The following is a 24,356-nucleotide window of genomic DNA, read 5'->3' as shown; positions in this document are numbered from 1 at the left end:
GTATAATTCGGGCCCTTGATCCTACGGATCCTGTCAACTTTCGCCGCCTCTTTACGAGTTAGAGCAAGATGAGGGGGTACGGCGGATTGACTGGAAGCCGAACTCTGTTTAGAATTCGGCCTCTTTTGCTAGTCGTCACACGCTATAGCTGGCGCGTCGGCTCAGTGTGACAATCAAAACTGTACAGAAATACGGAATCTAATCATGAGTAAACGTACTTTTCAGCCGTCCAACCTGAAGCGCAAGCGCTCTCACGGTTTCCGCGCCCGCATGGCTACTGCCAATGGTCGCAAGGTTCTGGCCGCTCGTCGTGCCAAGGGTCGTGCCCGCCTGGTAGTCTAATGCCTACCCAGCACACCTTCTCTCGGGAGTTACGTCTGTTAACTCCCGAACACTTCAAACGCGTTTTCGCCGAGCCTGTCCGGGCCGCTTCTCCGCAAATTACACTTCTTGCTTGCCCCAACACTCTCGAACATCCCCGTCTTGGCCTCGCTGTGCCCAAAAAAGCACTCAAGCGTGCGGTCTGGCGTAACCGTGTCAAACGAGTGGTACGGGAGAGCTTCCGTCTCAATCAGGCCAATCTGCCCGCTATCGACATCGTCGTTATCGCCAAGGGCGGCGTCAAAGAGATGGATAACGAGGAGTTGTTCAAGTTACTGGAAAAGCTATGGCGCACTCTGTCACGCCGTTGCAATGGGTAGCTATCAAACTGATACGCCTGTATCAGCTAATCATTAGTCCCCTGCTCGGGCCGCGCTGCCGTTTCACTCCGACTTGTTCCCAATTTGCGATAGAAGCCATCCGACTTCACGGTTTCATAAAAGGCGTTTGGTTAGCTAGCAAACGTCTATTAAAATGCCATCCCTTATCCGAGGGTGGTTATGACCCGGTTCCGCAACCAAAGCGAAGAAACTGAAGACTATGGAATCACAACGCAATTTACTTCTGATCGGTTTGCTGTTCGTGAGCTTCTTGCTCTGGCAACAGTGGGAGTCCGACAAGGCTCCGAAGCCTGCCCCGATTACCGTGGCCCAAACCGAACATTTCGTGCCTGAAGCCGGTCAGACCGGTGATATTCCTCAGGTTTCCGAGCAAGCCAACGCCACCGCCGCACGCAAGCTTGTTACCGTCTCCTCCGACGTGCTCAAGCTGACCCTGGATACCCAGGGTGGTGACATCGTCTCTGCCGAACTGCTGGCCCACAAGCTGGAAGAAGGCAAGGAACAGGCGTTTACGCTGCTGACCAGCCAACCTGCGCACCTCTATGTTGCCCAGAGTGGTCTGGTGGGTCGCGATGGCCCGGACAGCCAGCCCCAGGGTCGTCCCACCTATGAAGCCGCCCAGACCAGCTACCAGCTGGCCGACGGTCAGGATCAAGTCGTGGTTCCCATGACCTGGACCGACAGCAAGGGGGTTGTCTTCACCAAGGAATTCGTGCTCAAGCGCGGTGACTACGCGATTGGCGTCGATTACAAGATCGACAACAAATCCGCCGAACCGGTTCAGGTGCAGTTCTACGGTCAGCTGAAGCAGACAGTGACCACGCCGAAGGATCAGGAAGGTCATGCCATGGTGGCCAGCGCCTACCGTGGTGGCGCCTTCTCCAGCGAAGATACCCGCTACAAGAAATACACCTTCGACGAGATGAAGGATGCCGACCTGAACAAGACCACCAAGGGTGGTTGGGTCGCCATGCTGCAACACTACTTCGTCTCCGCCTGGGCACCGAATGCCGACGACACCAACAGCTTCTACAGCCGCGTGATCCCGGGTAAAGACCAGGCCATTATCGGCTACAAGGCGCCGCTGGTTGACGTGGCTGCCGGTCAGCAGGCCGAAGTGACCAGCAAGCTGTGGGTCGGTCCCAAGCTGCAAGACCAGATGGCCAAGGTGGCAAACCACCTGGACCTGACCGTCGACTACGGCTGGCTCTGGTTCATCGCCCAACCGCTGCACTGGCTGCTGACCGTGTTCCACGGTTTCGTCCAGAACTGGGGTGTGGCCATCATCATGCTGACCCTGCTGGTGCGCGGTATCATGTTCCCGCTGACCAAGGCCCAGTACACCTCCATGGCCAAGATGCGCATGCTGCAACCCAAGCTGGCAGCGCTCAAGGAACGCTTCGGTGACGATCGCCAGAAGATGTCCCAGGGCATGATGGAGCTGTACAAGAAGGAGAAGGTCAACCCGCTCGGTGGCTGTCTGCCGATCCTGGTACAGATGCCCATCTTCATCGCCCTCTACTGGGCACTGATGGAATCTGTTGAACTGCGCCATGCGCCGTTCGCCCTGTGGATCACCGACCTATCGGTGAAGGACCCCTTCTTCGTGCTGCCGATCCTGATGGGTGCCTCCATGTGGTATCTGCAGAAGATGAGCCCGACCACCATTACCGACCCGATGCAGCAGAAGGTGATGCAGTTCATGCCGATCATCTTCACCTTCATGTTCCTCTGGTTCCCGGCTGGTCTGACCCTGTACTGGCTGGTGAGTAACGTCATCTCCATCACCCAGCAGACCATCATCTATCGTCAGCTGGAGAAGAAAGGCCTGCACACCCGCAGCTAATCTTCCTCGATGACAAAAGAGGCGGCCTTAGGGCCGCCTTTTTTATTACAATGTCCGCAATCACCGAACAGACGAGTCAAGCAAATGACAACAGATACGATCGTGGCACAGGCCACCGCCCCCGGTCGGGGTGGCGTCGGCATAGTCCGGGTCTCGGGCCCCGCCGTAGAGCGCGTCGCCGAAGCCGTGCTCGGCAGGCTCCCCAGGGTGCGTTATGCCGAATATCTGCCGTTCAACGATGAGCAGGGCCAGCCGCTGGATCAGGGCATCGCCCTGCTGTTCAAGGCCCCCAACAGCTTCACCGGCGAAGACGTGCTGGAGCTGCAGGGTCACGGCGGCCCCGTCATCCTGGACATGCTGATCCGCCGTATCCTGCAAATTGAAGGCCTCCGCCCCGCCCGCCCCGGCGAGTTCAGCGAGCGCGCCTTCCTCAACGACAAGCTGGATCTGGCTCAGGCCGAGGCCATCGCCGATCTGATCGAAGCCTCCAGCGAGCAGGCCGCCCGCAGCGCCATGCACTCCCTGCAGGGCCAGTTCTCCGGCAAGGTGCAGCAGTTGGTGGAGAGTCTCACCCGGCTGCGGATCTATGTGGAGGCCGCCATCGACTTCCCGGACGAGGAGATAGACTTCCTCTCCGACGGCAAGGTGGCCGGCGATCTGTACAGCATCATGGCCGAGCTGGACGACGTGCGCGGCGAGGCCAAGCAGGGCGCCTTGCTGCGGGAAGGGATGAAGGTGGTGATCGCCGGCCGTCCCAACGCCGGCAAGTCGAGCCTGCTCAACGCCCTGGCCGGCCGCGAGTCCGCCATAGTCACCGAGATCGCCGGCACCACCCGCGACGTGCTGCGCGAGCACATCCACCTGGATGGCATGCCGCTGCACATCATCGACACCGCCGGCCTGCGCGACACCCAGGACAAGGTGGAGCAGATCGGCATAGAGCGCGCCTGGGCCGAGATAGAGCAGGCCGATCGGGTGCTGTTCATGGTGGATGGCACCACCACGGATGCGATAGACCCGAGGGAGATCTGGCCGGAATTTGTCGATCGCCTGCCAAAAAACATCGGTCTCACCGTCGTGCGCAACAAGGCCGATCTGACCGGCGAGGATCTGGCACCGAGTCAGGAACTGGGTCACGCCGTCTACCGCATCTCCGCCAAGACCGAGCTGGGGCTGCCCGCCCTGCGTGAGCACCTGAAGGCCTGCATGGGCTTCCAGGGCAACACCGAGGGGGGCTTCATGGCCCGCCGTCGCCACCTGGATGCGCTGGAGCGCGCCGCCGAGCGGCTGCTGGTGGCCAAGGAGCAGCTTGAAGTCTATGTGGCTGGCGAGCTGGTGGCTGAGGAGCTGCGCCTGGCGCAGGAGTCCCTGTCCGAGATCACCGGCGAGTTCAGCTCGGACGATCTGCTTGGCCGCATCTTCTCGAGCTTCTGCATCGGCAAGTAAGCTGGCATCTGCCACCCACAAAAAAGCCCGGGCATGGTCCCGGGCTTTTTATTGTGCATTTTTTATTCAGGATCCTAGAGACGGCGCAGGCACCACATGAAGTAAGCGCCCCCTAACAGGGTGGAAACCAGCCCGACCGGCAGCTCCTGCGGGAACAGGATCTGCTGACCGACCCAGTCCGCCAGCACCATCAGCAGGGCGCCACAACCCGCCGCGCCGAGCAGGTGCCAGCGGGCCCGCACCAGCCCCATCAGCTTGGCCATGTGGGGTGCCAGCAGACCGGCGAAGGAGAGCGGGCCTATCACCAGGGTCGCGCTGGCGGTGAGTACGGCCACCAGCAGCAGTATGATGAGCTGGGCACGGTTGAGGCGAACCCCAAGCGCCGTCGCCACCGCTGGCCCCATGGGCATCAGATCGAGCCAGCGGCTCACCAGCAGGCAGGCCACCAGCATCAGCAGCGCCAGCCCAGCCAGGCCATAGCCCACCGGCAGGGTGACGTAATAGGTGGAGCCGGACATCCAGGCGAGCAGTTGCTGCACCCGCATGTCGCCGTTGGCGAGTGCAATGGCCTGCAGCGGCTCGAACAGCGCCGTGATGGCGATGCCGGACAACAGGATCCGCTCCGGCTGGAAGCCGTGCTTGCGATTGACCAGCACCAGCAGCAACAGGCTACCAAAGGCCCCAAGCAGGCCTCCCAGCAGCAACATGGGCAGTGGCAAGGCGGGCAGCAGCAAAGCCGTCGCTATCACCCCCATGAAGGTGCCGCCGCTCACCCCCAGCAACTCCGGACTCGCCATGGGATTGTTGCTGACCCGCTGCAACAGGGTACCCGCCAGCGCCAGCAGCACACCGGCAGCACCGGCCGCCAGGGTGCGAGGCAGACGCCACTCCAGCTGGGCCTGCCAACGCAGCCAGCTCGGCCAATCCCAGCCGTTCATCCCCTGGCCAAACAGCAGGGAGCCCAGAATGGCAACGACCAAGCCGATCAGCATCAGACCGATGAGGCGGCGTGGTGCAGGATGGCGCGCCACCAGCAGCCCCCCGCTGGCCCTGGGTGCTCCGGATTTGAAGGAGAGACGCGGGATCAGCCAGAGCAGCAGCGGTGCCCCCAGCAGCGCCGTCATGGCGCCGGTCGGGATCAACACCGGCCAGAACCGGCTCAAGGATTGCAGCAGCAGATCGGTGGCCGCCAGCAGCAGGGCACCCAGCACCGGGGCCCACAACAGGCGCTGGCCGAGTCGTCTCACCCCCAGCATCCGCACCATGGCCGGCGCCGCCAGCCCGATGAAGCCGATCAGCCCCACCACGCTCACCACACAGGCGGTGACGAAGACCGCGAGGCCGAGCCCGGCGAAGCGCAACTGCTTGAGGGAGACCCCGAGACTGCGGGCACTGGCATCGTCCAGCTCCAGCACCGCGAGCGGGCGGATCAGCAAGGCAGCCAGCAACCCGGCCACCGCCAGACGCGGCAGCAGATAGCCGACGCCGCTCCAGCTGTTCTGGGCAAGGGAGCCGCTGCCCCACACCAGCAGGCCTTTCAGCTCTTCCTGGAAAAACAGCAGCAACCCCATGCTGATGGCCGCCAGATAGAGGTTGATCACCAGGCCGGCGAATACGATGACCACGGGGTTGAGCTGGCGGCGCCAGGCCAGGGCAAACACCAGCCCCATGGCGAGGCTGCCCCCGGCCATGGCGATCCACTCCCGGCCGACCAACAACCAGGAGGGGGCAAACAGGGTCACCACCATCAGCGCCAGCTGGGCGCCGGAGGCGACCCCCAGGGTGGTGGGGGACGCGAGCGGATTGCGCAGCACCTGCTGCAACAAGGTGCCGGCCAGCCCGAGGGCGGCGCCGGCCAGCAGACAAATCGCCAGCCTCGGTAGCCAGCTGAAGTGGATCACCGCCTGGCGGGCATCATCCAGTTGGGGTGAGAACAGGGCCTGCCACCAGAGCGCTTGCGGCAGCTGGCGCGCCAACTCACCACCGGCCAGCATCAGCGTCAGCACCAGCAGAGCGAGCCCAGGGCGCAGCAAGGGGGAAGAGATCGGGCGGTTCATCGGGCGGCTCCCTGATTGATCGAAGCGGAGCCGGCCTCGCCCCGCAGGGCCTCACTCAGCAAGGTAGCGAAGCGGCGGGCGGCGAGCATGCCACCAAAACTCCATGTAGCAGGCAGATGTATTACCGGAGCCTGCTTAACCAGTGGTAAATGCTGCCATAACCCGGGTTCCTGCAGACGCTCGCTCACTCCCACGGGCACGGGATCGACCACCACCAGCCTGGCCTGAGAAATGGACAGGAACTGCTCGAGACTGGCGACCGAGAAGCCCCAGGCATTGGTTTCCCCCTGCCAGGCATTGCGCAGGCCCAGCCGATTCATCACCGCCTCGAACAGGCTATGGCGGCCAAATACCCGCACATGGCGCTCATCGATGAACTGCACCACCAACAGGGGCGGCAGATCCGCGGGCAGTTGTCCCTTCATCTGCGCCAGATCCCGCTCCAGCGTGGCGAGCTGGCGTTTTGCCTCGGCGGTCTTGCCCACCAGTTCGGCTATGGTCAGGGTCGCCTCGTGCAGCCGCTGCCACAGATCGGTGTCGGGTTCATAGAGCGCGATGGATTGCACCGGTGCGATGCGAGACAGGGTCGGCTCAAGGGGCGCCGCCAGCGGCGAGATGAGGATGAGATCCGGCTTGAGCTCGGCTAGCAGCTCGCGATTGGGCTGGGCTCGCAGGCCGATGTCCACCACCTCGGCGGGCAACCTCGGCTCCCCCACCCAGGCGCGATAGGAATCCACATCGCCCATCGCCAGCGGGGTCACGCCCAGCGCCAGCAAGGTCTCGGCTATGGTCCAGTCGACGGTGGCGATACGGGGCACAGCCTGGTGCTCGCCAGGCAAAACAGCATCGCCGACGGCCGTGTTGCTCACCGGGCCGGCCTGCACCGCCAGCGGCGCCAGCAGGCAGAGCAGCCAGCTCGCCTTTTTCAATGAAGATCTCAAGATAGCGAACCTTGTCTAAATGATGGCGATGGCGTGGGCGTGGGCCGGATGGCGCATCACTTCCATGGGGATGCCATAGATGGCATGCAGGGTCTCGCTGGTCATGATCCGTGAAGGCTCCCCATGGATCAACAGACGGCCGCTGTGCAGCGCCACTAGTTGATCGCAGAAACGGGACGCCATGTTGATGTCGTGGATGACGATGATAACCCCGAGGTTGAGCTGCCGACTCAACTGCTTGACGAGCGTGAGTACCTCCACCTGATGGGCCACGTCCAGCGCGGCCAGCGGCTCATCCAGCAGGATGAAGCGGCTCTCCTGGGCCAGCAGCATGGCCAGCCAGACCCGCCCCCGTTCGCCGCCGGACAGGGTATCCACCAGTCTGTCCGCGAAACGCTCGGTATGGGTGAGGGCGATGGCCTTGTCGACCTGACTATGATCCTCCTCCCCCATGCGGCCCAGCAGGCCACGCCAGGGGTAGCGACCCATCTCCACCAGCTCCCGGCCGAGCAGATTCTCGGCGCTCGGCAGATGTTGTGGCAGATAGGCGACCTGGCGGGCGAAGTCTCTATTGCCCCAGTCGGACAGCGGCTTGTTGTCGAACAGGATCTCGCCATCGCTCAGGGGCTGCTGGCGAGCCAGCAACTTGAGCAGGGTGGACTTGCCGGAGCCGTTGTGGCCGATGAGGCCGTAGACCTGGCCCTGCTCGAAGCGCAGGTCGGTGGGGTGCAGCAGCTTGCGGTCGTTTATCGTGAAGCTGGCGGCTTTCATCTCAAACATGATTCATTCCTGTGCTGAAAGGGGTTGGCTCTCGCCTCCCCCTTGCGGCCGGCATCAGACCGGCACCTCGCTATCCAGATGGGCGACGGCATCCTGGCTGACCCGCTCGCGCCGTTCGCCGGTCAGCTCGGTGAGCTGCCCCTGGCGCATCTCCAGCAGGCGATCCGCCTGGGAGAAGTAGAGATCGTCGTGACTGATGGCGATCACCGTCTTGCCCATCTCCTTCAGGCGTGGCAACAGCACCTGATAGAAGATGCGGCGGAACTGGGGATCCTGATCCGCGGCCCACTCGTCGAACAGCATGATCTCGCGCTGCTCGGCCAGCGCCAGCAGCAGGGCGACCCGCTTGCGTTGGCCCTGGGAGAGCTCGATGTTGGCGATGAAGTCATCCTCGATGCGCAACTTGCTGCCCATCTGCAGCCGCTCCAGCCACTCGGCGATCAGTGCCTGCTTCGGCTCGGGCCCCAGCAGGTGCTGGAACAGGTGATAGTCGGTGAAGATGGCGGAGAACAGCGCCAGATAGGCGTTGCGATCCACTATGGGCTCGCCATCCAGCAGGATCCGGCCAGAGACCGGCTGATAGAGGCCGGTCAGCAGCATGGCCAGGGTCGACTTGCCGGAACCGTTGCCACCAATGATGAAGATCTGCTCCCCCCGCTCGACAGTGAGATTGATCGGACCCACCGCGAAGCCGCCCTCCCCTTGATAGTGGAAGCTCACTTCCTCCAGCTGGATGCGCTGCCAGGCACTGGGGGCCGGCGGCAACGGGAAGTCGGGATCCGGCTCGGCCAATGTCAGCGTCGCTATCTTGTCGAACGCCACCTGGGCGGCGATCAGTGTCGGCAGGGCGCCTATGCCCTGCAACAAGGGAGTACGCAGGAACAGCAGGGTCAGGGCGAAGGTGGCGGCCACGTTGGTGTTGGCCCAGCCCAGGCCATTGGCCAGGAAGAAGACCAGGCCGATGGCCCCCAGCATCATGATGTTCGACCAGTTCACCGCGCTCAGGTGATAGGTATCGGCGCTGATGATGTGGCGGCGATAGTCTTGCGCATTCTGCTCATAGAGCTGGTGGTAGACGAAGTGAGCACGCTCGCGATTGAGCGCCAGCTCCTTGCTGCCGGCGATGATGGCCTGATAGTTCTGATAGAGTTTGTCTTCGGCCTGCCGCATGCGGGACAGGTGGCGATAGACATGGTTCACCAGCAGCCAGCCCACCACCATGGTGAAGGTGACCCAGAGCGCGGTGACGCCGAGCAGGGCCGGCGACAGCCAGCCGAGGTAGAGGGCGGAGCCCAGGGTGAGCACCAGCCCCTGCACCAGCTCCGGCAGGCGCACGAAGGCGATGGTGATCTGGCCGATGTCGCTGGAGAGGGAAGCCAGCAGTGGCCCCTGCCCTATCTGGCGAATGCGGGCGACATCGGTGTCCAGCAACTGCTTGAGCAGGCGGCCACGCAGACGATAAACGAAATGATGACCGAGTGTGGTCAGGGCCAATTGCGAGCCGAGTGTGATGACCAGCAGCAGCAAAATGAGACCAAGCAGTTGGCCGAGTACCGGTAGCGGGTCGCCAATTGATTCGATAAGGGATTGATTGATAAAGGCAATAACACCTATCCCGCTCACTGCACTGAGCAGGCTGAGCAGGCTGATGACGATGAAGGGCCAACGGTATTGGCGGTAAACGAGTGACAAGAGTTCCATGACAGGCCTGTGTACAAAAAGAAGGAGGGCGGGAGCTAACGCTCCCGCCCGGCCTGTATCTTACCAGCGGTAGTTGACGGTGCCGACTATGCTGCGCGGCTCACCGTAGTAGCAGTAGTAATCACAGCTCGCTACGTAGGTGTCGTCCAGCAGGTTGTTGACGTTGATCTGGGCACGCCAGTTCTTGGCAAAGTCATACCCGATCATCGCATCCCACACCGTCTGGGCAGGCACCTGGGCCGAACCATAGATGGGGTTGTAGTTGGCATCCACTGCGCCGATACCGACGCTGGAGCCGATGTAGCGCACCCCGGTGCCGACTTCAAGCCCGGAGACAGGGCCCTGCTGCACCTTGTAGTTGCCCCAGAAGGAGGCCTGGTGGCGCGGGATCAGGCTGGCTTGACGATCGCCATTGCCGGTGTCGTTGGTCTTGGCATCGGTGTAGGTATAAGCCGCGGTCAGGCGCAGTGCAGCGGTAGCTTGCACGCTCCCTTCCAGCTCGACACCCTGGGAGGTCACTTTGCCGGCCTGGGTCTGCTGGCCGGTACCGGTGGAGACCAGGGAGTTGGTCTGCTCCAGATCGAACAACGCCAGATTGATGTAACCATCGAGGAAGCTCGGCGCATACTTGATGCCGGTCTCGTACAACTTGCCTTCCAGCGGCTTGTAGGAGCTGCCGGTGTTGGGGTCTATCCCCGCCAGCACCTCGAATGACTCCGCATAGGTGAAGTAAGGAGAGAGGCCGTTGTCGGCCAGGTACATCAGGCTGCCGGAGAGAGAGAGGTTGTCGTCGTACTGCTTCTCGTCTTTGCTCTTGGCTTCGCTGATGTTGTGGGTTTCCACGTAGTCGAAGCGACCGCCGGCGGTCAGCAACCAGCGATCATCCCAGCGGATCTGGTGCTGGGCATAGAGGCCACTCTGACCCTTGGTGCTCTTCTGATAGGTGGCGGTGGACTCATCGAAGCCGGGGAAGCCGCTGTAATCCGGGTTCATGGTATCGATGGATCCCATGGCGTAGTTGTCGGCCTCGACCCCTTCGTTCACGTGACGCTGCAGATCGATCCCCAACAGCAAGGTCTGCTCGGTGCGATCCGTGCTCCAGTAACCCACCATCTGGTTGTCCATGGTGGCACTCTTGGTGTCGCCATCACGGTAGACCAGACCACGGTAGGCGGTGGTGCCTTCATAGGTCGGGAAGATATAGGTCTGGCGCAGCAGCAGATCGTTGTAGTTGAAGCGGACGTTCTGCTTGAACTCCCAAGTCTGGTTGATCTCGTGGGCCAGCTCGTAACCGGCGGAGATCTGGGTATTGCGGTTGCGATCGTAATCCGGCTGGCTCAGGTTGGTGCTGGGATCGATCTGGCCACCCTCTGTATTGAGGGTACCGTAGACGGGGAAGAAGCCGTTGGTGGGCACCCCTTCATCGTGCAGGAAGCTGCCCAGCAGGGTCAGGCTGGTGCGATCCGAGATATCCAGGGTCACGCTCGGCGCCAGATAGGTTCGCTCGTTATAGGTGCCATCCAGCACGCCATCGCGCTCTTTATAGAGAGCAACCATGCGATAGCGGCTGTTGTCGGTCAGCTCGTCGGAAATATCGACCCCGACCTGGCGCAGATCCCGGTCGCCCAGCTGCAGATTGACCTGGCCTTGCGGCGTCTCGGTGGGATGCTTGCTGATGGCGTTGATCACACCGCCGGGAGGGGCCTCACCGTAGAGGATGGAGGCCGGTCCCTTCAGCAGCTCCACGCTTTCCATGCCGAATGGTTCGGGAGTCCAGACGTAATAACCGGTGCTGAACAGGCGGTTGCCATCCAGATAGGAGGCGGCGTCGAAACCACGGACCTTGAACCAGTCGGTGTTGTTGTCAGAGCCATAGAGACCGGTGAGCACGCCCGCGCGATAACGCACGGACTCGTCGAGCTGCTGCACGGCATGCTGATCAAGCTCCTCACGGTTCACCACGGAGACGGCTCGTGCCGTCTCGGCCATGGGCACGTCGATCTTCATGGCGGTACCTGTCACCACCATGGTTTCGTTGGTCTTGGTCTGCTCTTTTTCTACTTGTTCCGCAGCCAGCACCGGCAGGCCAGCCAGCAAACAGGAGAGCGGCAACAGCTTGGCTGCCCTCTTTCGCATCACTGCATTTGGGGTATTTTTATGCGCAATCATATAAGTGTCTCAAATATCAATGAGTTATATTTTGGTTTCTTATTATGGGTGCCCAATGCGGCCGGTCTGCCCGACTCCTTAGGCGAATAAATCGGCACAATGCTACTACAAGAGCCATGATCGAATCGATTCAATAATTGCTAATCATTTGCATCTCTATTGTTACCTGTTGTATCAACGGACGACATTTCCGGCAGAAAGACTCATTCAGGTGGGTGATCAAGAGAAGGGAACACAGGGGAGGATGAAAAAAGATGGCGAGGGCGGCCTCTGCCATAAAAATCGTGAAGGATCCTTATCCCCAAGCTTTATCCATATTTATCCACATCCTTTGGCGGTAGAATCCCGCTTTCGATTTTTCAGGATCCATACCATGGCCAAACTCAATCTCGTCGTCGGTTCCATGCTGGGGGCCGCCGAATATGTCGCGGATCATGTCGCCAATCTGCTGGAACAGGCGGGTCACCAGACCAAGATCCACAACCCGGCCAGCTTGGCCGAGGTGCTGGCGGAGCCGGATGCCATCCTGCTGGTGGTCACTTCCACCCATGGCGCCGGTGATGTCCCCGATAACCTGCAGCGCTTCGCCCAGGATCTTGCCGAGCAACATCCGGATCTTAAGGGCTTGAAATATGGGGTGATCGGGCTTGGTGACCGCAGTTATGACACCTTCTGCCAGGGCGGCAGAACCCTGGATCAACTGCTGGCCAGCTGCGGCGCCAGCCGGATCGGGGATCGTCTCGATATCGATGTGACCCAGCACGAGATCCCGGAAGATGCCGCCGAGACCTGGATCCATGACTGGATGGCAATGATCGCCTGATCAGCGCCGGGAGATCCTGAAAAAAAGCTTGATCTCCCCACTTATCCCCAGATCAACTATCCACCATGTTATTAACAGATTGATCCGGGCGAGTTGTTCTACATGGTTACCCACAATGCCCAGGGGTAATGTGCATAACTATGGTGTAAAGCTCTGCAAAACCTATAGTTATCCATGTATGAGATCCGAGCCGCCAGCGGTCTGTGTATAAAAGCACTGGTTATCCCCCTGTTCCCGGCCCTGGGATCCAAGCTTTTCCACAAGCTGAGATCGCCTTTAACCAGATGATCTTTATGATCAAAAAGTGCTTATCAACAGAAATCCCGGATCCTAATAAAAGATCCAATAAAAGATCGATCTAAAGATCCTTAAGATCTATTTAACGGATCCTTCATCCATTCTGATCCTGAAGTAGACGTTCCCCTCAAGATGCGAAACAGATAGAATGATCCGCCCCTGAGCCCAGGCAAATACAGATCTTCAGGCGTGCAGATCAAGGTGATCCCAATGCAATACCATGAACAATTTGATGTGATCGTCGTCGGTGGCGGTCACGCAGGTACCGAAGCAGCGACGGCAGCTGCCCGTATGGGCCTCAACACCCTGTTGTTGACCCACAACATCGATACGCTGGGACACATGTCCTGTAATCCGGCGATCGGCGGGATCGGCAAGGGACACCTGGTCAAGGAAGTGGATGCACTCGGCGGGATCATGGCGCAAGCCATCGATCTTGGCGGGATCCAGTTCCGTACTCTGAACTCCTCCAAAGGGCCCGCCGTGCGTGCCACTCGCGCCCAGGCAGATCGCCTGCTGTACAAGGCGGTGGTACGTCAGACCCTGGAGAACTATCCAAACCTGAAGATCTTCCAGCAAGCCTGTGACGATCTGATCATGGATGGGGATCGCGTTGCCGGTGTCGTGACCCAGAGCGGGATCCGCATCAGCGGCAAGACGGTCGTGCTGACCGTGGGGACCTTCCTGAATGGTTTGATCCACATCGGCATGGAAAATTACAAGGGCGGTCGCGCCGGGGATCCTCCCTCGATCGCATTGGCTCAACGGCTGCGTGAGATGCCGTTTCGCATGGATCGCCTCAAGACCGGCACGCCGCCGCGCATCGATGCCCGTACCGTCGATTTCTCCGTGATGCAGCAGCAGCACGGTGACGATCCGCGCCCCGTCTTCTCGTTTATCGGCGATGCCAGCCAGCACCCGCGCCAGGTACCCTGCTACGTCACTCATACCAACGAGCAGACCCACGAGGTGATCCGCAACAACCTGGATCGCAGCCCCATGTACGCTGGGGTGATCGAGGGGATAGGCCCCCGCTACTGCCCGTCGATCGAGGACAAGATCACCCGCTTTGCGGACAAGACGGCGCACCAGATTTTTGTCGAGCCGGAAGGCCTGACCACCCACGAACTCTACCCGAACGGGATCTCCACCAGCCTGCCTTTCGATGTGCAGGTGCAGATCGTGCGTTCGATCCGTGGCTTCGAGAATGCCCACATCACCCGCCCCGGCTACGCCATCGAATACGACTTCTTCGATCCGCGGGATCTCAAGGCCAACATGGAGAGCAAGTGCATCGAAAACCTGTTCTTCGCCGGCCAGATCAACGGCACTACGGGTTACGAAGAGGCGGCGGCCCAAGGGCTGATGGCCGGTTTGAACGCCGGCCTGCGTGCCCAGGGCAAGGATCCCTGGCATCCCCGTCGGGATCAGGCCTACATGGGCGTGATGATGGACGATCTCTCTACCATGGGGACTCGCGAGCCCTATCGCATGTTCACCAGCCGTGCCGAATATCGCCTGTTGTTGCGGGAAGACAACGCCGATCTGCGCCTGACTGCCATCGGCCGCGAGCTGGGTCTGGTGGATGATCACCGCTGGAGCAAATTCAACGCCAAGATGGAACAGGTCGAGCAGGAGCGTCAACGCATGCGTTCGACCTGGATCCACCCGCAACACCCGTCGCTGGAGGCGGTCAATGCCCTGGTCAACACCCCGTTGTCCCGCGAGCAGAGCCTGGAAGAGCTGCTGCGTCGCCCCGAGGTCACCTACGATGCCCTGATGGCCATCGAAGGGGTCGGCCCCGCGCTGGCAGACACAGCGGCGGCGGATCAGGTGGAGATCCAGATCAAGTACGCCGGCTACATCGAGCGTCAACACGACGAGGTGGAGAAGCAGCTGCGCAACGAGAACACCTTGTTGCCGCTGGACATGGACTACCGCGACGTGAACAGTCTCTCCAACGAGGTGATCGCCAAACTCAACGATGCCAAGCCGCAGACCATAGGTCAGGCCTCCCGCATTTCCGGCATCACCCCGGCGGCCATCTCCATCCTGTTGGTTCACCTGAAGAAACACGGCCTGCTGCGTAAAACCGCCTGAGGATCCCCATGCTGGAAAGATTGAACGGCCTGCTCATGCAGGCCGGTATTGTTATCACCGACACCCAGAAGAGCCAGTTGGTGCACTTGGTCGAGTTGCTGCACAAGTGGAACAAGGCTTACAATCTCACCTCGGTGCGTGATCCCGACGCCATGCTGGTCAAGCACATCCTCGACAGCCTGGTGGTGAGCCCTCACCTGCACGGTGAGCGTTTCATCGATGTCGGCACCGGCCCCGGCCTGCCCGGCCTGCCGCTGGCGATCATCAACCCGGACAAGCAGTTCGTGCTGCTGGACAGCTTGGGCAAGCGAATCAACTTCATCCGCCAGGTGATCCTGGAGCTGGGCTTGACCAATGTGACGCCGGTTAAATCCCGGGTTGAAGAGTATCAGCCCGAGGTGGGTTTTGATGGTGTACTCAGCCGGGCCTTTGCTTCCCTTGAGGACATGCTGGGCTGGTGTCATCATCTACCGTCACCCGAAGGCAGCTTCCTGGCGCTCAAGGGGCAATATCCCGAGCAGGAACTGGCCCAGTTGCCCGCCAGCATCCGTCTGGTTGCCGCCCACAAGCTGGTGGTGCCCGAGCTGGAAGGTGAACGTCATCTGCTGGAGTTTAAAGCCATCCAGCCCGAATAGGGCCGCTGTATTCATTTAGGGGATAGTGTGGGAAAAGTCATTGCCATAGCCAACCAGAAGGGTGGAGTGGGTAAAACGACCACCTGTGTCAATCTGGCCGCCTCCCTGGCCGCCACCCGGCGCAAGGTGCTGGTGATCGATCTGGATCCGCAGGGCAATGCCACCATGGGCAGCGGCATCGACAAGTACGAAGTCGAGCGCACCGCCTATGAACTGCTGATCGAGGATACCCCCATCAACGAGGTGATCATCCCCGAGACCTCGGGGGGTTATCACCTCATCGCCGCCAATGCCGACGTCACGGCGGCGGAAATCCGCCTGATGGAATTCTTTGCCCGCGAGATCCGCCTGCGCAATGCGCTGGCCTCGGTACGGGACAAATACGACTACGTCTTCATCGACTGCCCGCCTTCTCTCAACATGCTGACCGTCAACGCCATGGCCGCCGCCGATTCCGTGCTGGTGCCCATGCAGTGCGAGTATTACGCGCTGGAAGGGCTCACCGCCCTGGTCGACACCATCAGCAAGCTGGCGGCCGTCGTCAACCCGGAGCTGAAAATCGAAGGGGTGCTGCGCACCATGTTCGATCACCGCAACCGGCTGGCCAATGATGTGTCCGATCAGCTGAAACAGCACTTCGGGGACAAGGTCTATCGCACCATCATCCCCCGCAACGTACGGCTGGCGGAGGCGCCGAGCTTCGGTGCCCCGGCCATGCACTATGACAAATCGTCGGTGGGGGCCAAGGCCTATCTGGCGCTGGCTGGCGAGATCCTGCGCCGCCAGGAGCAGGAACATCAGCTAACCACCGCAGATCGAGAGAGCCTATGACGCCGAAGAAACGTGGACTGGGCAAGGGGCTGGATGCCCTGCTCAGCACCAGCACGGCCGCCCGCCAGAAGCAGGTGATGAGCGACCAGCGAACCGAGCAGGCCATGGCGCCCACCAATCAGGGCGAGCTGCGCAAGCTGCCGGTGGAGTGGTTGCAGTCCGGCAAGTACCAACCGCGCAAGGACATGTCGCAGGATGCGCTGGAAGACCTGGCCAACTCGATCCGGGCGCAAGGTGTGATTCAGCCGATAGTGGTACGCTCGATCGGTGAGAACCGTTTCGAGATCATCGCCGGTGAGCGGCGCTGGCGCGCCTCCCAGCTGGCCCGGCTCGAGGTTGTCCCCTGTATCGTCAGGGATGTGCCCGATGAGGCTGCGGTGGCCATCGCGCTGATTGAGAACATCCAGCGCGAGGATCTCAATGCCATCGAAGAGGCGGTTGCCCTGCAGCGGTTGCTGACCGAGTTCGAGCTGACCCATCAGCAAGTGGCCGAGGCGGTGGGCAAGTCCCGCACTACTGTGACCAACCTGCTGCGGCTCAATCAGCTCAACGAGGACGTGAAGCGGTTCGTTGAACACGGCGATCTCGACATGGGTCATGCCCGCGCCCTGTTGGCACTGAGCGGCCCGGCGCAGTCCGAGCTGGCCAAGCTGGTTGCCCAGAAGGGCTTGACCGTGCGAGATACCGAGAAACTCGTTCAAAAGACGCTGGAGCCGGCAAAAACCAAGGTTGAGCCTGTTCGCGATCCCCAGTTCGGTTATCTCGAGCGCCAGATTTCAGAAAAAATTGGCAATCAGGTACAACTTCAACCGGGCAAGCAGGATAGCGGTAAGTTAGTAATAAGTTACGATAACTTAGCGGATTTGGACCGCTTACTGTGCTATTTTGGCCTGTCAGAATCGTGATTTTTACGCTTTTTGTAGTAATAAAACATCCATTCCTTTCGATATGAACATAACCTTAATTTCGCGCGGAAAGCCGCAAAAATTAAGGATTTTTGCCATATTGCAATAGCCGTCTCCACGGGTATAATTTGACCGGCTTTTCGAGCTGTGAACTTGGGGTCTTCGGATCCCGATTTTTTACAGTTCTGTAATGTTCAGGGGTAGGTTGGTGAAACAGAAAGTAGCCTTGGAAGGTTTGATGCTAGCCTTGGCTATGCTCGTTTGTCAGCTCATCCTGATCCTGGCGATCAGTACCGTCTGGTTTTATCAGTCGGGAGCGTTTGCCGGACGTTCTTCCCTCTATGGGGGGGGAATGTACTGGGTTCCTCAAGCCCTGTTCACACTCTGGGTTCTGCGCCGCAAGGTGACGAAAGAGAGCGTGGGTCTGGTCTTGCGGGACTTTTATGGTGGGGCAGGGATTAAGCTCATTACTACAACAGGACTCTTCGCCCTGATGTTTGGCTCCGGGATCGAGGTCAACACCGTCTCGTTCTTCGCCACTTATATCCTCGCCCTCGTTGTACAGTGGATAGTTTCATTCACGCTTAACAACCACTATTAGGAAAACTCATGTCTGCAACCGGAGAAGTCCTGACTCCTCAGGGATATATCTCCCACCACCTGACCCACCTGCAAGTCGGGTCCGGGTTCTGGACGGTCAATATCGATTCCATGATATTTTCCGTCTTGCTAGGCGCCCTGTTTATCTGGTCGTTCCGCCGCGTAGCCGTCAAGGCAACCAGCGGTGTGCCCGGTAAGCTGCAGTGCTTTGTGGAGATGCTGGTCGAGTTTGTGAATGGTAACGTCAAGGACATCTTCCATGGTCGGAACCCGGTCATCGCGCCGTTGGGACTGACAGTGTTTGTCTGGATCTTCCTGATGAACTTCATGGATCTGATCCCCGTTGACTTTATCCCTCACGCTGCACAGTTGATGGGTGTTCCCTATCTGCGTGTGGTTCCCTCTGCTGACGTTAACATCACCATGTCCATGGCTTTGGGCGTGTTCTTCTTGATCCTGTATTACAGCATCAAGGTCAAGGGTATCAGTGGATTCGTGAAGGAGCTGACGCTTCAGCCTTTCAATCACCCCGCTGCCATCCCGGTTAACTTCATCCTTGAAACCGTCACGTTGATTTCCAAGCCTGTTTCGTTGGGTCTGCGACTGTTCGGCAACATGTATGCTGGCGAACTGATCTTTATCCTGATTGCGGGTTTGTTACCCTGGTGGTCACAGTGGATCCTGTCCGTGCCTTGGGCAATTTTCCACATCCTGATCATCACTTTGCAGGCGTTTATCTTCATGGTTCTGACCATCGTCTATCTGTCGATGGCGCAAGAAGACCATTGATGATGCAACTCAAATAATCGTTCTTATACAATCAATTACATCTAAATAAATGGAGATCCTCATGGAAAACTTGAACATGGACCTGCTGTACATCGCTGCTGCAATGATGATGGGTCTGGCGGCTATCGGCGCCTCCATCGGTATCGGTATCCTGGGTGGTAAGTTCCTGGAAGGTGCTGCTCGTCAACCGGACCTGATCCCTGTGCTGCGTACCCAGTTCTTCATCGTGATGGGTCTGGTAGATGCGATCCCGATGATCGCCGTTGGTCTGGGTCTGTATGTGATGTTTGCGGTTGCCTAAGTCGTTTCGACTCACGCAGAACCCATTAACTAACTTAAGAGGACATCGGCTGTGAATATCAACGCCACCCTCCTCGGCCAAGCAATTGCTTTTTTCATCTTCGTAGTGTTTTGCATGAAGTACGTATGGCCGCCGTTGATCGCTGCCATCGAAGCCCGTCAGAAAGAAATTGCTGATGGTCTCTCTTCTGCCGAACGTGCCAAGAAAGATCTGGATTTGGCCAAGGCCAACGCCACCGATCAGCTGAAAGAAGCCAAGCTTCAGGCTGCTGAAATCGTCGATCAGGCCAACAAACGCAAGGCCCAGATCATTGATGAAGCCGCTGTCGGAGCTCAAGCAGAGCGGGAAAAAATCCTGGCTCAGGGCCGTGCAGAGATCGAAGCTGAACGTCATCGTGCCAAAGAAGAACTGCGCAAGCAGGTTGCTGCTCTTGCCATCGCGGGTGCAGAGAAGATCCTGGCACGCCAAATCGACCAGGCTGCCAACAGCGACATCGTCGACAAACTGGTAGCAGAACTGTAACGGGAACGGGGCTATGTCTGAACTGACTACAATCGCTCGCCCCTACGCCAAGGCTGCTTTCGAGTTTGCCGTTGAGCACAAGGCGGTTGACCAATGGCTGGGGATGCTCGGCTTCGCTGCACAAGTAGCGGAGAACGAGACCATCCACAACCTGGTGAACGGCTCTGTGGCTGCCGAAGAACTCGCAAATCTGTTTGTGGGTGTCTGCGGTGAGCAACTCGACGAGCATGGTCAGAACCTGATCCGGGTGATGGCCGAGAATGGTCGCTTGGGTGTGCTGCCGGCAGTCGTTGCTGAATTTGTATCGCTCAAAGCTGAACTGGACAAAGAAGTTCAGGCTGACGTGATTTCGGCGATCGAACTGACCGACCAGCAGAAAGCCAAACTTCAGGCTTCTCTGGAACAACGTCTCGCGCGCAAAGTGAAGCTGAAGTGCAGCATCGATGCGTCCTTGATGGCCGGGGTGCTCATCAAGGCCGGTGATCTGGTTATCGACGGCACAGTCCGCGGTAAGCTGGATCGCATGGCCGATGCGCTGCAATCTTGATTGGGGTATTAGAGCATGCAACTGAATTCCACTGAAATCGCCGAGCTTATCAAGCAGCGCATCGCGCAGTTTGATGTCAAGAGCGAAGCGCGTAACGAAGGTACTATCGTCTCTGTGAGCGATGGCATCATTCGTATCCACGGCCTGGCCGATGCCATGCAGGGTGAGATGATCGAGCTGCCGGGCAACCGCTTCGCTCTGGCATTGAACCTGGAGCGTGACTCCGTTGGTGCCGTAGTAATGGGTCCCTATGCCAACTTGGCGGAAGGGATGAAAGTAAAAGGTACCGGCCGTATTCTGGAAGTGCCGGTCGGTCGTGGTCTGTTGGGCCGGGTGGTCAACACCCTGGGTCAGCCGATCGACGGTAAGGGTCCGGTAGACAACGACGGCTACTCGCCGATCGAAGTCATTGCCCCGGGCGTTATCGAGCGTAAGTCTGTTGACCAGCCAGTCCAGACCGGTCTGAAAGCCATCGATGCCATGATCCCTATCGGTCGTGGCCAGCGTGAGCTGATCATCGGTGACCGTCAGGTAGGTAAGACCGCCATCGCGATCGATACCATCATCAACCAGAAAGACTCCGGCATTAAGTGTGTCTACGTTGCGATTGGCCAGAAGGCCTCCACCATCGCCAACGTGGTGCGCAAGCTGGAAGAGCACGGCGCCCTGGCCAACACCATCGTCGTTGTTGCTTCTGCCTCTGAAGCCGCTGCCCTGCAGTACCTGGCACCTTATGCCGGTTGCTCCATGGGTGAGTACTTCCGTGACCGCGGTGAAGATGCGCTGATCATCTATGATGACCTGTCCAAACAGGCCGTAGCTTATCGCCAGATCTCCCTGCTGCTGCGCCGTCCGCCAGGACGCGAAGCTTACCCGGGCGACGTCTTCTATCTGCACTCCCGTCTGTTGGAGCGTGCTTCCCGCGTCAACGTCGAGTACGTCGAGAAGTTCACCAAGGGTGCCGTGACTGGCCAGACCGGTTCTTTGACCGCGCTGCCGATCATCGAAACCCAGGCTGGTGACGTTTCTGCGTTCGTTCCGACCAACGTGATCTCCATCACCGATGGCCAGATCTTCCTGACCACTCAGCTGTTCAACTCCGGTATTCGTCCGGCGGTTGACCCGGGTATCTCCGTATCCCGTGTAGGCGGTGCTGCTCAGACCAAGATCGTCAAGAAGCTGTCCGGTGGTATCCGTACCGCGCTGGCCCAGTATCGTGAGCTGGCGGCGTTTGCCCAGTTCTCTTCCGATCTGGACGATGCGACTCGCAAGCAGCTGGATCACGGTCAGAAAGTGACCGAGCTGATGAAGCAGAAGCAGTACTCTCCGATGAGCGTGGCTCACCAGGCCCTGGTGCTGTTCGCCGCCGAGAAGGGTTATCTCGCCGATGTCGAAATCGCCAAGATCGTCGACTTCGAGGCCTCTCTGCTCTCTTACGCCAATACCCAGCACGGTCCGCTGATGGCTGAAATCAATGCCTCGGCTGACTACAACGACGCTGTCGTTGGCAAGCTGACTGCGTTGCTGGATGACTTCAAGGCAACCCAGACCTGGTAAGCGTGTGTGGCAGCGCAAGCTGCCACCTGATGGAGAGAAGAGATGGCCGGCGCAAAAGAGATACGTAACAAGATCGGGAGTGTGAAAAACACTCAGAAGATCACCAGCGCTATGGAAATGGTGGCAGCCAGCAAGATGCGCCGTGCGCAGGAACGCATGTCTGCCAGCCGTCCGTACGCTGAAACCATGCGCAAGGTGATCGGCCATATCGCTCAGGGGAACTTGGAATACAAGCACCCCTACCTCATCGAACGTGAGGTCAAGCGAGTGGGTTACATCGTCGTCTCCACCGACCGTGGCCTGTGTGGGGGTCTGAACATCAACTTGTTCAAGGCTGCCCTCAACGATATGAAGAAATGGAGCGAGCAAGGTGCCAAGGTTGACATGGCACTGATTGGTAGCAAGGCCTCCAACTTCTTCGAACGGCACGGCGCCAAGGTGAAAGCCCATGTCTCAGGACTGGGTGATAACCCGAGCGTCAATGACCTGATTGGTTCAGTCAAGGTCATGCTGAAGGCTTACGACAACGGTGAGATTGATAGGCTGTATCTGGTGTACAACAAGTTTGTCAACACCATGGTTCAGCAACCGAAGGTCGATCAACTGCTGCCTTTGCCCGTAACAGAAGACAGCAAGCTGAACAAGAAGAACCACTGGGATTACCTCTATGAGCCTGATCCCAAGCAACTGCTGGATGCCCTGCTGATTCGCTATGTCGAATCCCAGGTGTACCAGGGGGTGGTAGAAAACTTGGCCAGTGAACAGGCAGCCCGAATGGTTGCCATGCAAGCCGCGACTGACAACGCCGGTAACCTGATTAACGATCTGCAACTGGTGTACAACAAGGCCCGTCAGGCCAGTATTACCCAGGAACTGACAGAGATCGTGTCCGGTGCTGCTGCGGTGTAAGGCAAGGGTTATCAAAGGTTTAGAGGATTTGACATGAGTAATGGTTTCATCGTCCAAATCATCGGCGCCGTGGTGGACATCGAGTTCCCGCAGGATGCCGTGCCCCAGGTGTACGATGCACTGAAAGTGATCAGCGAAGGCCAAGGCCAGGGTCTGGTACTGGAAGTTCAGCAACAGATCGGCGGCGGCGTCGTTCGTTGCATCACCATGGGTTCCTCCGACGGTCTGCGTCGTGGGTTGGAAGTAGTTAACAGCGGCAAGGCCATCCAGGTACCGGTTGGTACCTCGACCCTGGGTCGTATCATGAACGTACTGGGCGAGCCTATCGATGAGAAAGGCCCGATCGGCGAGGAAGAGCGTTGGTCCATCCACCGCGAAGCCCCCAGCTACGAAGATCAGTCCAACAGCGCCGAGCTGCTGGAGACCGGCATCAAGGTTATCGACCTGGTATGTCCGTTCGCCAAGGGTGGTAAGGTCGGTCTGTTCGGTGGTGCCGGTGTCGGCAAGACCGTCAACATGATGGAACTGATCCGTAACATCGCGATCGAACACAGCGGTTACTCCGTGTTCGCCGGTGTGGGTGAGCGTACCCGTGAGGGTAACGACTTCTACCACGAGATGATGGAGTCCAACGTACTGGACAAAGTATCTCTGGTTTACGGTCAGATGAACGAGCCGCCCGGAAACCGTCTGCGCGTCGCGTTGACCGGCCTGACCATGGCCGAGAAGTTCCGTGACGAGGGTCGTGACGTGTTGTTCTTCGTGGATAACATCTACCGTTACACCCTGGCCGGTACCGAAGTATCCGCGCTGCTGGGCCGTATGCCGTCCGCAGTAGGTTACCAGCCGACCCTGGCCGAGGAGATGGGTGTTCTGCAAGAACGTATCACCTCCACCAAGACTGGTTCCATCACTTCAGTCCAGGCCGTTTACGTGCCTGCGGATGACTTGACCGACCCGTCTCCGGCGACCACCTTCGCCCACCTGGATGCGACCATAGTTCTGTCCCGTCAGATCGCGGCCCTGGGTATCTACCCGGCCGTTGACCCGCTGGACTCCACCTCCCGTCAGCTGGATCCGCTGGTGGTAGGCAAGGAGCACTACGAGACCGCTCGTGGTGTACAGATCGTGCTGCAGCGCTACAAAGAGCTGAAGGACATCATCGCCATCCTGGGTATGGATGAACTGTCAGAAGAAGACAAACTGACCGTATCCCGTGCCCGTAAGATCGAGCGTTTCCTGTCCCAGCCGTTCTTCGTGGCCGAAGTATTTACCGGTTCTTCCGGCAAATACGTGCCGCTGAAAGAGACCATTCGTGGTTTCCAGGGCATCCTGAAAGGCGAGTACGACGATCTGCCAGAGCAGGCGTTTTACATGGTTGGCAGCATCGACGAAGTCGTCGAGAAAGCCAAGAAACTGTAAGCCTCGATAGGAGGGCCTATGGCTGAGATGATCTCATTTCACCTGGACGTGGTGAGCGCCGAAGGGAAACTGTTTTCCGGTCGCGTGCAATCCGCTCAGGTAACAGGCTCCGAGGGTGAGCTGGGTCTTCGCCACGGTCATGCTCCGCTGCTGACTGCCATCAAGCCGGGCCTGGTCCGCTTGATCAAGCAAAATGGTAGCGAAGAGGTGTTGTACATCTCCGGCGGCATGCTGGAAGTGCAACCCGAGTCCGTGACCGTGCTGGCCGATACCGCCATTCGTGCCGAAGACTTGGATGAGGCGAAAGCCCAGGAAGCCAAGCGTCGTGCCGAAGAGCGGATCCACAGCTCCCATGGTGATATCGACTATGCGCAGGCATCTGCCGAGCTGTCCAAAGCGATGGCCCAGCTGCGGGTTATCGATATCGTCAAAAAGAATTACCGTTAATCTCGGTGA

24 protein-coding genes are annotated in these 24,356 nt (G+C 59.1%); 19 read left to right on the top strand and 5 right to left on the bottom strand.

Translation table 11 applies throughout. The features are described 5' to 3' along the window. Nucleotides 1–204: 204 nt before the first annotated feature. The 5 genes from rpmH (at nt 205) to mnmE (ending at nt 4,014) form a co-directional block, all read left to right on the top strand. Nucleotides 205–342, top strand: a complete 138-nt coding sequence (gene rpmH, locus LG30_RS0105315) for a 50S ribosomal protein L34 (protein WP_033129679.1) — start codon at nt 205–207, stop codon at nt 340–342. Further along, nucleotides 342–701, top strand: coding sequence for a ribonuclease P protein component (rnpA, locus tag LG30_RS0105310; protein WP_033129678.1), 360 nt, complete (start codon nt 342–344; stop codon nt 699–701). Before rpmH ends, rnpA begins: the two co-directional genes overlap by 1 nt. Further along, nucleotides 668–916: a membrane protein insertion efficiency factor YidD gene (gene yidD, locus LG30_RS21350; RefSeq protein ID WP_010672280.1), complete on the top strand. Its 249-nt coding sequence runs from the start codon at nt 668–670 to the stop codon at nt 914–916. The genes rnpA and yidD overlap by 34 nt, the downstream gene beginning before the upstream one ends. A gap of 5 nt (nt 917–921) precedes the next feature. Further along, nucleotides 922–2,568 carry a membrane protein insertase YidC gene (gene yidC / locus LG30_RS0105305; RefSeq protein ID WP_033129677.1) on the top strand — a complete coding sequence of 549 codons (1,647 nt, stop codon included), beginning with the start codon at nt 922–924 and terminating at the stop codon, nt 2,566–2,568. 84 nt (nt 2,569–2,652) lie between these two features. Beyond that, entirely contained in the window at nt 2,653–4,014 is a 1,362-nt protein-coding gene (mnmE, locus tag LG30_RS0105300; RefSeq protein ID WP_033129676.1) for a tRNA uridine-5-carboxymethylaminomethyl(34) synthesis GTPase MnmE, read from the top strand. A 74-nt stretch (nt 4,015–4,088) separates the two neighbouring features. Here mnmE and fhuB read toward each other — a convergent pair whose 3' ends face one another. From fhuB to LG30_RS0105275, 5 genes are read right to left on the bottom strand one after another with little or no spacing between them, the layout of a single operon-like run. Beyond that, a complete protein-coding gene (gene fhuB, locus LG30_RS0105295) occupies nt 4,089–6,071 on the bottom strand; it encodes a Fe(3+)-hydroxamate ABC transporter permease FhuB (RefSeq protein WP_033129675.1) in 1,983 nt (660 codons plus the stop codon). Continuing rightward, nucleotides 6,068–7,000, bottom strand: coding sequence for an ABC transporter substrate-binding protein (locus LG30_RS0105290; RefSeq protein ID WP_033129674.1), 933 nt, complete (start codon nt 6,998–7,000; stop codon nt 6,068–6,070). The genes fhuB and LG30_RS0105290 overlap by 4 nt, the downstream gene beginning before the upstream one ends. 27 nt (nt 7,001–7,027) lie before the next feature. Continuing rightward, entirely contained in the window at nt 7,028–7,792 is a 765-nt protein-coding gene (locus LG30_RS0105285; protein ID WP_033129673.1) for an ATP-binding cassette domain-containing protein, read from the bottom strand. Between the two features lie 54 nt (nt 7,793–7,846). Next, the gene (locus tag LG30_RS0105280; RefSeq protein ID WP_033129672.1) at nt 7,847–9,493 is read right to left on the bottom strand and encodes a multidrug ABC transporter permease/ATP-binding protein; all 1,647 of its coding nucleotides are present in this window, start codon (nt 9,491–9,493) and stop codon (nt 7,847–7,849) included. A 60-nt stretch (nt 9,494–9,553) separates the two neighbouring features. Further along, complete coding sequence (locus LG30_RS0105275) at nt 9,554–11,662, bottom strand: TonB-dependent siderophore receptor (protein ID WP_033129671.1); 2,109 nt, start codon at nt 11,660–11,662, stop codon at nt 9,554–9,556. Between the two features lie 373 nt (nt 11,663–12,035). Between LG30_RS0105275 and mioC the strand changes: the two genes are divergently transcribed. The 14 genes from mioC (at nt 12,036) to LG30_RS0105205 (ending at nt 24,347) form a co-directional block, all read left to right on the top strand. Beyond that, nucleotides 12,036–12,485: an FMN-binding protein MioC gene (gene mioC / locus LG30_RS0105270; protein WP_033129670.1), complete on the top strand. Its 450-nt coding sequence runs from the start codon at nt 12,036–12,038 to the stop codon at nt 12,483–12,485. 507 nt (nt 12,486–12,992) lie between these two features. After that, nucleotides 12,993–14,882 (top strand): tRNA uridine-5-carboxymethylaminomethyl(34) synthesis enzyme MnmG, encoded by a 1,890-nt coding sequence (gene mnmG, locus LG30_RS0105265; protein ID WP_033129669.1) that lies wholly within the window; start codon nt 12,993–12,995, stop codon nt 14,880–14,882. Nucleotides 14,883–14,890: 8 nt separating this feature from the next. Then, complete coding sequence (rsmG, locus tag LG30_RS0105260; RefSeq protein WP_033129668.1) at nt 14,891–15,517, top strand: 16S rRNA (guanine(527)-N(7))-methyltransferase RsmG; 627 nt, start codon at nt 14,891–14,893, stop codon at nt 15,515–15,517. A 27-nt stretch (nt 15,518–15,544) separates the two neighbouring features. Next, nucleotides 15,545–16,348: a ParA family protein gene (locus LG30_RS0105255; protein WP_033129667.1), complete on the top strand. Its 804-nt coding sequence runs from the start codon at nt 15,545–15,547 to the stop codon at nt 16,346–16,348. Beyond that, nucleotides 16,345–17,253, top strand: a complete 909-nt coding sequence (locus LG30_RS0105250; protein WP_033129666.1) for a ParB/RepB/Spo0J family partition protein — start codon at nt 16,345–16,347, stop codon at nt 17,251–17,253. Before LG30_RS0105255 ends, LG30_RS0105250 begins: the two co-directional genes overlap by 4 nt. Before the next feature lie 190 nt (nt 17,254–17,443). Next, nucleotides 17,444–17,854, top strand: coding sequence for an ATP synthase subunit I (locus tag LG30_RS0105245; protein ID WP_033129665.1), 411 nt, complete (start codon nt 17,444–17,446; stop codon nt 17,852–17,854). Between the two features lie 8 nt (nt 17,855–17,862). Beyond that, nucleotides 17,863–18,642, top strand: a complete 780-nt coding sequence (gene atpB / locus LG30_RS0105240) for a F0F1 ATP synthase subunit A (protein WP_033129664.1) — start codon at nt 17,863–17,865, stop codon at nt 18,640–18,642. A 61-nt stretch (nt 18,643–18,703) separates the two neighbouring features. Then, on the top strand, nt 18,704–18,943 hold the full coding sequence (gene atpE, locus LG30_RS0105235; RefSeq protein ID WP_010672265.1) for a F0F1 ATP synthase subunit C: 240 nt from the start codon (nt 18,704–18,706) through the stop codon (nt 18,941–18,943). A gap of 51 nt (nt 18,944–18,994) precedes the next feature. After that, on the top strand, nt 18,995–19,465 hold the full coding sequence (gene atpF / locus LG30_RS0105230) for a F0F1 ATP synthase subunit B (protein ID WP_033129663.1): 471 nt from the start codon (nt 18,995–18,997) through the stop codon (nt 19,463–19,465). Between the two features lie 13 nt (nt 19,466–19,478). Continuing rightward, the gene (gene atpH, locus LG30_RS0105225; RefSeq protein ID WP_033129662.1) at nt 19,479–20,012 is read left to right on the top strand and encodes a F0F1 ATP synthase subunit delta; all 534 of its coding nucleotides are present in this window, start codon (nt 19,479–19,481) and stop codon (nt 20,010–20,012) included. Nucleotides 20,013–20,027: 15 nt separating this feature from the next. Next, nucleotides 20,028–21,569 (top strand): F0F1 ATP synthase subunit alpha, encoded by a 1,542-nt coding sequence (gene atpA, locus LG30_RS0105220; RefSeq protein WP_033129661.1) that lies wholly within the window; start codon nt 20,028–20,030, stop codon nt 21,567–21,569. A gap of 42 nt (nt 21,570–21,611) precedes the next feature. Further along, complete coding sequence (gene atpG / locus LG30_RS0105215; RefSeq protein WP_033129660.1) at nt 21,612–22,478, top strand: F0F1 ATP synthase subunit gamma; 867 nt, start codon at nt 21,612–21,614, stop codon at nt 22,476–22,478. A 33-nt stretch (nt 22,479–22,511) separates the two neighbouring features. Continuing rightward, the gene (gene atpD, locus LG30_RS0105210) at nt 22,512–23,900 is read left to right on the top strand and encodes a F0F1 ATP synthase subunit beta (RefSeq protein WP_033129659.1); all 1,389 of its coding nucleotides are present in this window, start codon (nt 22,512–22,514) and stop codon (nt 23,898–23,900) included. Nucleotides 23,901–23,918: 18 nt separating this feature from the next. Beyond that, a complete protein-coding gene (locus tag LG30_RS0105205; RefSeq protein ID WP_033129658.1) occupies nt 23,919–24,347 on the top strand; it encodes a F0F1 ATP synthase subunit epsilon in 429 nt (142 codons plus the stop codon). Nucleotides 24,348–24,356 lie beyond the last annotated feature (9 nt).

The organism is Aeromonas aquatica (assembly GCF_000764655.1).
Taxonomy (GTDB): Bacteria; Pseudomonadota; Gammaproteobacteria; order Enterobacterales; family Aeromonadaceae; genus Aeromonas; species Aeromonas aquatica.
The sequence above is the reverse complement of the archived record's forward strand: the minus strand, read 5'-3'. Positions and strand labels throughout refer to the sequence as shown.